Here is a 10,316-nt window from a genome sequence, read left to right as displayed (position 1 = left end):
GTTTTGTGTGGTAACTCAACTGATGGCTCTAGTCCTCTTATTTTTCAAGTCAATTTCTTATCCGCGATTCGGGTTATGATATATAAATAAAAATATTAATAATTTTTTCATGAAGTGAACTTTAGGTGAACATAAGTTAAATAAAAAGGCTAGATGAGTTTGATTTAGTGGAAAAACAATCCAAGATTAAAAAGCATGTATAGTTCTAGGCTACATCATAATGTATATATGTTGTAGCTATAGACTTAATCTAGCGACCACTCATAGCATTAATGAATGCTATCAACAATACCACCTTCAACACGTAAAGCCGCACCTGTTGTCGCACTTGCTTGCTCTGATGCAATGTAAACCACCATATTGGCAATTTCATGCGGTTCAGCGAAGCGACGAATAATACTTGAGTTACGATGCTGTTCAATAAAATATGTTTCAGCTTCAGCTAAGCTAATTCCTTGCTGTTTTGCGATATTATCAATCATGATTACAGCGCCTTCGGTTCTTGTTGGGCCAGGCAATACTGTATTTACCGTCACACCTGTACCTGCTAAAGCTTTAGCTAAACCACGAGAAACACCTTGTATTGCCGACTTGGTCATGCCGTAATGCACCATGTCGGCAGGAATATTAAATGCTGATTCACTTGAAATAAACTGAATACGTCCCCAACCTTTGGCAGTCATGCCTTTCATATAGTGACGACTTAAACGTACGCCACTCATGACGTTAGTTTCAAAAAAATCAAACCATTGCTCATCTGTAATTTCGGTAAATTCACAGGTGCCATAAATGCCTAAGTTATTAATCAAAATATCCACCTGAGGGAGCTTTTGAATCATTTGCTGACAGCCTTCTGCAGTGGCAGCATTCAAAGCTAAACCAGTCACTTGAGCATCAGCAACTTCTACTTTAAGTTGATTGACGGCTTGATCTACTTTGTCTTGCTGACGCCCTGTAATTACGACAGTTGCACCTGACTCTGCAAGCCCACGTGCAATGGCAAAGCCAATGCCTGCAGTTGCTGAAGTAACCAAGGCGATTTTATTTTTTAGTGAAATCTGCATGTGAATTTTTCCTATAAATGAATATCCAATAGCATAGCCTTGTTTTAATATTAAATAATTGTAATAATTTTAGGTACATTGTTCACTATTAGTAAATAATTTATGTTTGATAAATTGACGAGCATGCAAATTTTTATCAGTGTTGCTGAAATAGGCAGTTTTATTGGTGCTGCCGAGCAACATCAAATTTCGGCGGCAATGGTCACCAAACATATTCAACGTCTTGAAAGTCATCTGCAACTCAAGCTTTTTCAGCGCAGTACTCGACGCTTGGAATTAACGCAAAGTGGTGCTGATTATTTATTAACCTGTGAAAAAATTTTACAGGAAATCCATGAAGCTGAAACTAATTTGTTGCGTGCTCAACATGAAATTCAAGGTAAAATCCGTATTAGCATGCCAAGTGTACTCGGACAGCGTTATGTATTGCCTAAATTACAAAGCTTTCAACTTGTTTATCCCAATATAGAAATTGAAATTGAGGTTAATGATCAGCGTACTGATTTAATTAAAGATAAATTTGATTTACTCATGCGTTTTGGAATGGCAGTTGAACCGTATTTGGTTGCGCGTCCACTGTTAAATGCTGTTGAAATGGTGGTTGCTGCAAGTCCAAAATATTGGCAAACCCATGGTAAAGCCAATTTTTTAGCAGATTTAAGCCAACATAATTGTTTGGGCTGTTCAATGTCACAAGTCGCAGGCACAAAGGTGTGGTATTTCGATCAAAATCACGATGTCAATATTTCAGGCAATACGCAAAGTAACAATGGTTTAGTGTTAATTGATTTTGCTTTAGCGCATTTAGGTGTGATTTATCAGCCACGTGCAGCAATTGAACGTTATTTAGCAGAAGGTTTACTCATTGAGGCACCCTTGGATGTTGCTGGATATCAAGCACAAACGCTGAATTTGGTGTATGCCAAAAATGAATATATGCCAAAAAAATTAAGAGCTTTGATTGATTATTTAACCGAGGTGACATCTCTTTAATCGTTGCGCTTTTTGAATCTTTCATGAAGAATAATCTCGTTATAAATGTTATTTTTTAGATATTTTAAACTTAAATTCTTAAGATAATTCTAGACAAAGTATCACCTCTGATACGATATGGTTTACGCCACTTCGCTGAGAGCCGAACGCTGAACTAAGAGATGTATGCTCATAATGATAAGAGCAGTAGTACTCAGTAAAGCAGTTATTTTAAAATCATTTATTTTGTGCATCAGGAATGCTCTTTTATGCTTATTCACGCTGACTTCTCTCAACCCATTATCATCACGCCTCAAGACTATGATTGGATAAGATCACCAGGCGGTGAAGTGAACCGAATGATGTTGGATCGTATTGGTCAAGAAAAAGCACGCGCAACAAGTGTGGTTGAGTTTTCTCCTAATTCACAATTTCCTGAACATAGTCATCCGCTTGGTGAAGAGGTATTGGTGTTATCCGGTACATTTACCGAGAACTTACAGCAGGATTACCCTACGGGTTGGTATATGCGCAATCCACATCAGTCGAGACATCAAGTATCGAGTCAAAGTGGCTGTAAAATTTTTGTAAAACTCATGCAAATGACAGAAGATGAATTACACCCCACACGTATTGACACACATGACCCAAAAAATTGGCAAGTGACGCAAGGTCGATTGATCTGCCCTTTGTTTACATCCAATACTGAACATACATTTTTAGAAAAATTACAGGCTCAACAAGTATTGCGTGAAAGTGTAGCGCATGGGATTGAAATATTGGTGCTTTTGGGTGAGTTGCATGCTGAATCAAAGATTTATCCTAAAGGTACATGGATACGTTTACCCCCTCTTAGCACCATGCAATTTTGTGCTACAGACCTAGGGGCAACAATTTATGTAAAAAGCGCGCACCTACCCCATGCAATGAACGTATGGTCAGATCAAGCGCCCTTATAAGGGTGATTTGAGGACATGATCGGCATGAAAATTTTTGTAACTTGCACGATCAGGGGTTTCATGGCTCAGAGGTAGCACTTCTTGCATAGTGGTCAAACAGCGTTGGGCGAGGTCAATATATTGCTGTGTTCCATGTGTTTTCCATGCAATTTCTTTTTCATCGAGAACCCGTAGCACTTTTGCCGGACTACCCACCACCAACATATTATTGGGAATATTGGCTCTGGCTTTGACTGTACTGTTGGCACCGACAATGACATTTTGACCAATAATGGCCTCATCCAAAATCACACTGTTCATGCCAATTAAGGCATTTTGACTAATCACACAGCCATGTAAGATTGCTCCATGTCCAATATGCCCGTATTCTTCGACTAAGGTTACGCTGTTAGGGAAACCGTGAATAGTACAAGAGTCCTGCACATTGGCATTTTTTTGAATATGAATACGCCCGAAATCGGCACGCAATGAGGCAAATGGCCCAATATACACCCCAGCCTCAATAATCACATCGCCAATCAACACAGCACTTGGGTGGACATAAGCGTTGGGGTCTACGACAGGGATCACGCCGTCAATGGCATAACATGGCATCGCAATATCCTTATTGTCTATTTATATCAATTAATAACTAAAATCTGGTTGTTTTAAACCGCCAAAACGTTTGTAAAACTGTGGTTGAGCCGGTGGCATGCTGCCTTCTGCGGTACGTGCCAATTGTAAGAAGAACTCATCTGCTGGCATAAACACCGCCTGATATAAGTTTGTGCTTAAATTACGCGCAATAATAGAGAGCCATTCTGTAGGCAGTAATTCAAAAGGGAGATTTGGATCTTTGAGCAAAATACGGCGTAATTGGTGAATCAACAAAATGCGAATTTGAAAGGCCTGAATGATATTAATCTCTTGTTCTTGTTCCACAAAATAGAAAAATTCACGAAAATCGCTGATGAACTTTTCATAGCGCTGATGTAGTTCCTGAATGGGCCAATTCACGGCGACCATGCGTTTGATGGTTGGATAAGATTCTTGCCACAGCTCGATGGTTTCTGCACGAAACACCACCACCTGATCCGTCATTTGATGGCTGAGCAACAAATTTTGTAATTTTTGTTGATCGCAGCCTGGATATGCCATGACATTGGTGGCAATATGGGCAAAACCAAGCCACTCTAGTTCTCGTTTTAAGGTGACTTTATTTTCAAGTTCAACAGAACTCAGTAGCACTAAATCCCACTTCTTGTCCCAAGCTTTATGGGTATAACCATAGATTTTTTGATCTGCCATCATAAAGCGCTGACGGCTACTTTCTGTGACACGATAATAACTGCTTCGCCCAATCTTTTCTGAGCTGAGCCAACCGTGTTGGACCAAGCGAAATACGGCGGTACGTACAGAGCGTTCATTAAAACCGAATACATCCATCAGTTGAATTAAACTGGCAAGACTAATGACCCCCCCGCGATGATAAATGCTATCACCAAAAATGGTCATCACCAATGAAGTCCCACTGAGTGCTTCACGTTGAATAAACTCATCGATAATTTGTTTTAATTTAGAGTTCATTGCATTTCCATTTAACTGTTGAATTGCCTGAGGATCATCAGTGATCTCAGGCACGTTCATTTAGGCTGATTTGCGAATATCAAAAACGCGCTGTGCTTTACCTTCAGAGCGAGGTAAACCACCTTCGTTTAAGACCTCTACACTCACACTAATGCCCACCATCGTTTTAATTTGTGCTTTCAATTGATTTGCAATTTGTATTGCCAATTGTGGGCTGCTATCTTGACGCATTTCAGTGCGAATATGCAATGTGTCAAGATGCCCTTGTTTGCAGATCTGAATCTGATAGTTGGCAATCAGTTGGGGAATTTGCAAAATCTGTTCTTCAATTTGTGATGGGAATACATTTACACCGCGAATAATCATCATGTCGTCACTACGACCGACAATTTTATCCATACGACGCATGGTTCGTGCTGTGCCTGGTAGTAGACGGGTCAGATCACGCGTACGATAACGAATCATCGGCATGCCTTCTTTGGTAATGGTGGTAAAAACCAACTCCCCTAATTCACCATCGGCTAACACTTCACCGGTTTCAGGATTGATAATTTCAGGATAAAAATGATCTTCCCAAATGGTTGGACCATCTTTGGATTCAAGGCATTCCATGGCAACCCCAGGACCCATCACCTCAGATAAGCCATAGATATCCAAAGCGTCAATGCCTAAACGTGTTTCGATTTCTTTGCGCATCTCGTTGGTCCATGGCTCTGCACCAAACACCCCAGTCTTAATTGAACAATTTTTGGCTGAGCCAAATTTTTTCTCAAGTGCTTCAATAATATTTAAGCAATACGATGGCGTCACCATTAACGCGGTGGGTTTAAAGTCATGAATCAGTTGAGCTTGCTTGTCTGTTTGACCACCAGACATCGGAATTACGGTTGCACCTAAGCGCTCAACACCATAATGTGCCCCCAAACCGCCGGTAAAGAGCCCGTAACCATAAGACACTTGAATGGTATCTTTATGGCTTAACCCAGCAGCGCGCAGTGAGCGTGCCACCACGTCAGACCATATATTGATATCATGTTGCGTATAACCGACAACGGTCGGCTGCCCTGTGGTACCCGATGAGGCATGAATACGTACAATTTGCTCCTGAGGCACTGCAAACATGCCAAATGGATAATGATCACGTAAGTCTTGTTTAGTGGTAAATGGGAATTTGGCTAAATCCTCTAGGCAGTTAAAATCGTCAGGATGAACACCCAATTCATCAAATTTTTGCTTGTAAACGGCACTATTGTCATAGGCATGCTTTAAGGTCTTTTTTAGACGTTCAACTTGTAGCTGACGTAGCTCATCTAATGATGCTGTTTCGATGTGTTCCATTATATTTTTATTCATTGTCTTACTCCTGATACAGTCATCTCGACTGCCAATTTTATTTTGTTCAATTACATCCTGAATTGATATTTTCAATGACAAGGGCCACACCTTGTCCAACGCCAACACACATGGTGCACAGCGCATATTTTCCTTGCGTAAGTTTAAGTTGATGCATGGCAGTGAGCACCAAACGTGTACCACTCATACCGAGTGGGTGTCCAAGCGCAATTGCACCGCCATTTGGGTTGATTCGGCGATCATCGTCTTTTAAGCCCAATTCTCGTGTCACGGCTAAGGCTTGTGCTGCAAATGCTTCGTTGAGTTCAATGACATCGATTTGATCTAAAGTCAGACCGGTTTGTGCCAACACTTTATGTACCGCAGGTACAGGTCCAATACCCATATAACGCGGCTCTACCCCTGCACTTGCTATGCCTAAGACTTTAACTTGCGGTGTTAAACCGTGCTGTGCGGCAAATGCAGCATTGCCCATTAATAAACAAGCAGCACCGTCATTGACCCCTGAGGCATTCCCCGCAGTGATCGAGCCACCTTCTTGACGAAAGGGCGCTTTTAATGCATTCAATGCCTCAAGAGTGGTGTCTGCACGCGGATTTTCGTCGGCAACAACACGCAACACGCCTTTTTTATGCTTAACCTCCACCGGTAAAATTTCTTGATCAAAACGCCCCGCAGCTTGAGCAGCGGCAACTTTTTGTTGGCTTTGATAGGCAAATTGATCTTGATCAGCACGCTTAATTTGATACTTGTGTGCCACGTTTTCTGCCGTTTCTGGCATACTGTCTACAGCAAAATTTGCTTTAAAAACCGGGTTAACAAAACGCCAACCAATGGTGGTATCAAAGATCTCTGGCGCACGGCTAAATGCTAAGGTTGGCTTAGACTGCACAAAAGGCGCACGCGACATGCTTTCTACGCCACCGGCTAAAATAAATTGGGCTTCGCCCGATTTAATGGCACGTGAAGCTAAACCAACTGCATCTAGACCTGAGGCACATAAACGATTGACCGTGATTGCAGGCACGTTGTCAGGTAAACCTGCAAGCAAGCTTGCCATGCGTGCCACATTACGATTGTCTTCACCGGCTTGGTTGGCACAACCTAAAATCACTTCATCAACTTCTGCCCATGGCAAATGGGGATGCTGCTGTTTTAAATATTGAATCGGCAATGCAGCAAGGTCATCTGCACGAATGCTGCTTAAGCCCCCTGCATAACGCCCAATTGGGGTGCGAATTCCATCAAAAATAAAAACCTGTTCCATAGTCTTTCCTTAGCTTACTGCGCGCAATGGTTGCTGATTGTGCACCAATCCTTGTGCCACTTTTTTTAATAAATAGAGGTTTGGACGATAACGTTCTTCCCCATAGATACGATACAGGTTTTGTAAAGTGTCTAAAATAATGTTGTAACCTAATTCATTGGCCCATTGAAATGGTCCTTTAGGATAATTCACACCAAATTTCATGGCGGCATCAACATCATTTTCTGTGGCAATTTGGTGTAAAACTGCCTCACAGCCTTCATTCACCAACATTGCAATGGTACGTAATACGTATAATCCTGGGTGATCTTCAGACCAAATAGGTATAATGTTCAGGCCAATAAACATGGATTCAATCTGTTGACGGTCTTGATCTGTACATGCAGCTGAGGCAACAACCGCAATGGCAGTGGCACAAGACCAATCGCCGTGCCAATCCATGAGAACCACTTTTTGTGTGGCATAGTCAATGTCAGCAGATTGACCCATCGATAAACGCATAGAGACCTCGCCAATCAATATTTCAGCCACAGATCCTGACTCAGTGCGTACATTGAGATGTGAAGATTGTTTTAATAATGTGATTAAAGCTTGAGAATGTGACCAATCGCCTTTAATCACGATATCAAGTACATGTTGTTGCTTGCTATAGATTACGGGTAGTTGATACACTTGTTTAGAGTTTTCATCGCTGTAATGGTAAAATCCTTGTTTGGACTTTCGACCTAAACAGCCGGCATCTACCAATTCTTTTTGTACTAAAGAGGGACGGTAACGTGGCTCATCAAAAAAGGCCTCATACACACTACGTGTCACAGAAAAATTGATGTCTTGACCAATCAGATCGGTGAGTTCACATGGTCCCATCGAAAAACGCCCACATTCACGCATAATAAAGTCAAGTTGTTCTGGCGTGGTGGCATTTTCCTGCAAAGCACGAAAACCTTCGGCATAGTATGGACGTGCAATACGATTGACAATAAAGCCGGGGGTAGATTTGGCACGTACCGGGACTTTATTCCATGCAATCATCAAATCTACCAAAGCATCGCTGATCTTTGAGTTGGTTTTTAAACCTGCAATAACCTCAACCAACTTCATCACTGGTGCTGGGTTAAAAAAATGTAGTCCTACCACACGTTCAGGATGTGGAATATCAGCTGCAATGGCAGTGATCGAAATTGATGAGGTGTTTGAAGCAAAAATAGTCTCTGCGCCACATACCTCATGTAGGCTTTGAAACAGCTGTTGTTTGAGCTGTTTATTTTCAACAATCGCTTCAATGATCAATTGGCTATGAGCTAGATCATGGATTGTATGCGCAACTTTTAAATTTGCTAAGGTGTAGTTGAATAACTGCGCTGTCATTTTGCCTGCATCAACGCGCTTTTGTAGTTGCAACCTTAATGCATTGAGCGCCTGCTCTACACGCATAGGATCAAGATCATAGACATAGGTCACATGTCCATGCATCGCTGCCAATTGTGCAATCCCAATACCCATGGTACCTGCACCAATGACTGCTACATTTGCCTGCTGTAAATTGAGTATGGTCATTGAGTTAGCATCCTTTATATTGCGGTGTACGCTTTTGCATAAAGGCTTGCACACCTTCACGATAATCACTGCTACGCCCTGCTAAACGCTGTAAATCACGCTCTAGGATCAATTGATCATCTAAGGTGTTGGCAGCAGCTGAATGAATGGCTTTTTTAATTAATGACAAACCATAGGTCGGTTGTGTGGCGAGATGTTCAGCCAATGTGCTTGCTTCGGTTTTAAGTGCATCATCTTCAACGACCTGCCAAATCATGCCAAGTTGTTGGGCACGTTCAGCAGAAATTTTATCGCCAAGCATGGCCAAGCCCATGGCTTGTGCACGTCCTACTAAACGCGGTAAGAACCAAGTACCACCTGAATCTGGCACTAAACCTAAACGGCAAAATGCTTGAATAAATGAAGCAGATTGAGCGGCAAGTACAATGTCACAGGCCAAGGCAATATTGGCTCCGGCACCTGCTGCTACCCCATTGACTGCACAAAGCACAGGTTTTGGCATTTCAGTGATCAATTTAATTAAGGGGTTATAATACGTTTCAATGGAACGACCTAAATCTGGTGCATCATCATTGGGGTCAACCACACGATCGCTTAAGTCTTGTCCTGCGCAAAAGCCACGTCCTTCGGCTGAAATCACCACGGCGCGAATCTCGTTGTCTTTGGCCCATGCTTTAAGCACACTCGATACTTCTTTATGCATGGTTTCGTTAAAGCTGTTGAGTTGTTTTGGGCGGTTAAAGGTTAAATAACCCACGGCATTTTTTTCTTCGACGATAATTGTTTGGTAATCCATTACACACCTTTAAATTCTGGTTGTCTTTTTTCTAAAAATGCTTGAATGCCTTCTTGACGATCTTGAGTGGCAGCAAGCCATACAAAGTGTTGACGCTCAAGTTTAAGACCTTGGCTGAGCGTCACTTCATGAATACTTTTGAGTGATTGTTTAATGACACGAATGGCAAGTGGGGCTTGTTTGGCAATTTTTTCGGCAAGCTCCACGGCGTATTGCACAGTCAAAGCGGTTGGACAAATTTGACTACTAATACCATGTTGTAATGCGGTTTTCGCATCGACCATTTGACCTGTCATGGCCCAACGCATACACAATTGTTGACCCACTAAGCGTGCCAAACGTTGTGTACCACCTGCACCAGGTAACATGCCTAAACCAATTTCTGGCAACGCAAATTGGGTATTTTCACCCGTTACAATCATGTCGCCATGTAACGCCAACTCAAAACCTGCCCCCAATGCATAACCATTGACCGCCATAATCAAGGGCTTTGAAAACTCATCAATCTGCTTCCATAACTGTGGGCGTTGATCTTGCTGAATATTGACGACATCAAGCTGGGCAAGTTCATTGAGGTCTGCACCTGCTGCAAAGCACTGAGTATTGCCTGTGATCACCACAGTACGTACATGATGATCTGTATCTAATGTGGCTAAATAGGCAGCCAATTCTTGAAGTGTGGCATTGTTTAACGCATTACGTTTTTCAGGGCGGTTCAGTTCAATTAACACCACGCCTGTTTTGGGTGAACTACTTTTAAGATATTGCATAGCTGTGCTCCA

Annotated in this window: 10 protein-coding genes; 2 read left to right on the top strand and 8 right to left on the bottom strand. The window is 42.0% G+C overall.

Annotation, left to right across the window (positions count from 1 at the left end; translation table 11 throughout):
* Positions 1-269: 269 nt before the first annotated feature.
* Entirely contained in the window at positions 270-1,064 is a 795-nt protein-coding gene (locus tag Q0017_RS01790; RefSeq protein ID WP_298142032.1) for an SDR family NAD(P)-dependent oxidoreductase, read from the bottom strand.
* Between the two features lie 102 nt (positions 1,065-1,166).
* On the opposite strand from Q0017_RS01790, the gene Q0017_RS01785 reads away from it, so the two are divergent.
* Together Q0017_RS01785 and Q0017_RS01780 are read left to right on the top strand one after the other, a co-directional pair.
* Entirely contained in the window at positions 1,167-2,057 is an 891-nt protein-coding gene (locus Q0017_RS01785) for a LysR family transcriptional regulator (RefSeq protein ID WP_298142030.1), read from the top strand.
* A 248-nt stretch (positions 2,058-2,305) separates the two neighbouring features.
* Positions 2,306-2,995, top strand: a complete 690-nt coding sequence (locus Q0017_RS01780) for a cupin domain-containing protein (RefSeq protein ID WP_298142028.1) — start codon at positions 2,306-2,308, stop codon at positions 2,993-2,995.
* Here Q0017_RS01780 and Q0017_RS01775 read toward each other — a convergent pair.
* Genes Q0017_RS01775 through Q0017_RS01745 form a run of 7 tightly spaced genes read right to left on the bottom strand, consistent with a single transcriptional unit; the run spans position 2,990 to position 10,304 of the window.
* Positions 2,990-3,589: a gamma carbonic anhydrase family protein gene (locus tag Q0017_RS01775; RefSeq protein ID WP_298142026.1), complete on the bottom strand. Its 600-nt coding sequence runs from the start codon at positions 3,587-3,589 to the stop codon at positions 2,990-2,992. The two genes, Q0017_RS01780 and Q0017_RS01775, sit on opposite strands and share 6 nt — an antisense overlap.
* A 30-nt stretch (positions 3,590-3,619) precedes the next feature.
* Positions 3,620-4,561: a PaaX family transcriptional regulator C-terminal domain-containing protein gene (locus Q0017_RS01770; RefSeq protein WP_298142039.1), complete on the bottom strand. Its 942-nt coding sequence runs from the start codon at positions 4,559-4,561 to the stop codon at positions 3,620-3,622.
* Positions 4,562-4,621: 60 nt separating this feature from the next.
* Positions 4,622-5,914 (bottom strand): phenylacetate--CoA ligase PaaK, encoded by a 1,293-nt coding sequence (gene paaK, locus Q0017_RS01765; RefSeq protein WP_298142024.1) that lies wholly within the window; start codon positions 5,912-5,914, stop codon positions 4,622-4,624.
* Positions 5,915-5,960: 46 nt separating this feature from the next.
* On the bottom strand, positions 5,961-7,181 hold the full coding sequence (gene pcaF / locus Q0017_RS01760) for a 3-oxoadipyl-CoA thiolase (protein ID WP_298142022.1): 1,221 nt from the start codon (positions 7,179-7,181) through the stop codon (positions 5,961-5,963).
* A 9-nt stretch (positions 7,182-7,190) separates the two neighbouring features.
* Complete coding sequence (locus Q0017_RS01755; protein WP_298142020.1) at positions 7,191-8,738, bottom strand: 3-hydroxyacyl-CoA dehydrogenase; 1,548 nt, start codon at positions 8,736-8,738, stop codon at positions 7,191-7,193.
* Positions 8,739-8,742: 4 nt separating this feature from the next.
* Positions 8,743-9,534, bottom strand: coding sequence for a 2-(1,2-epoxy-1,2-dihydrophenyl)acetyl-CoA isomerase PaaG (gene paaG / locus Q0017_RS01750; RefSeq protein ID WP_298142019.1), 792 nt, complete (start codon positions 9,532-9,534; stop codon positions 8,743-8,745).
* On the bottom strand, positions 9,534-10,304 hold the full coding sequence (locus tag Q0017_RS01745; RefSeq protein ID WP_298142017.1) for an enoyl-CoA hydratase-related protein: 771 nt from the start codon (positions 10,302-10,304) through the stop codon (positions 9,534-9,536). Before Q0017_RS01745 ends, paaG begins: the two co-directional genes overlap by 1 nt.
* Positions 10,305-10,316 lie beyond the last annotated feature (12 nt).

This window comes from uncultured Acinetobacter sp., from assembly GCF_947624825.1.
In the GTDB taxonomy this organism is placed as follows: domain Bacteria; phylum Pseudomonadota; class Gammaproteobacteria; order Pseudomonadales; family Moraxellaceae; genus Acinetobacter.
Note: the sequence above shows the minus strand (reverse complement) of the source record. Positions and strands in the feature narration are given on the sequence as shown.

Coding starts and splice junctions, on each gene's coding strand:
- Q0017_RS01790 (WP_298142032.1), bottom strand. CDS start 1,064: ATGCAGATTTCACTAAAAAATAAAATCGCCTTGGTTACTTCAGCAACT.
- Q0017_RS01785 (WP_298142030.1), top strand. CDS start 1,167: ATGTTTGATAAATTGACGAGCATGCAAATTTTTATCAGTGTTGCTGAA.
- Q0017_RS01780 (WP_298142028.1), top strand. CDS start 2,306: ATGCTTATTCACGCTGACTTCTCTCAACCCATTATCATCACGCCTCAA.
- Q0017_RS01775 (WP_298142026.1), bottom strand. CDS start 3,589: ATGCCATGTTATGCCATTGACGGCGTGATCCCTGTCGTAGACCCCAAC.
- Q0017_RS01770 (WP_298142039.1), bottom strand. CDS start 4,561: ATGAACTCTAAATTAAAACAAATTATCGATGAGTTTATTCAACGTGAA.
- paaK (WP_298142024.1), bottom strand. CDS start 5,914: ATGAATAAAAATATAATGGAACACATCGAAACAGCATCATTAGATGAG.
- pcaF (WP_298142022.1), bottom strand. CDS start 7,181: ATGGAACAGGTTTTTATTTTTGATGGAATTCGCACCCCAATTGGGCGT.
- Q0017_RS01755 (WP_298142020.1), bottom strand. CDS start 8,738: ATGACCATACTCAATTTACAGCAGGCAAATGTAGCAGTCATTGGTGCA.
- paaG (WP_298142019.1), bottom strand. CDS start 9,534: ATGGATTACCAAACAATTATCGTCGAAGAAAAAAATGCCGTGGGTTAT.
- Q0017_RS01745 (WP_298142017.1), bottom strand. CDS start 10,304: ATGCAATATCTTAAAAGTAGTTCACCCAAAACAGGCGTGGTGTTAATT.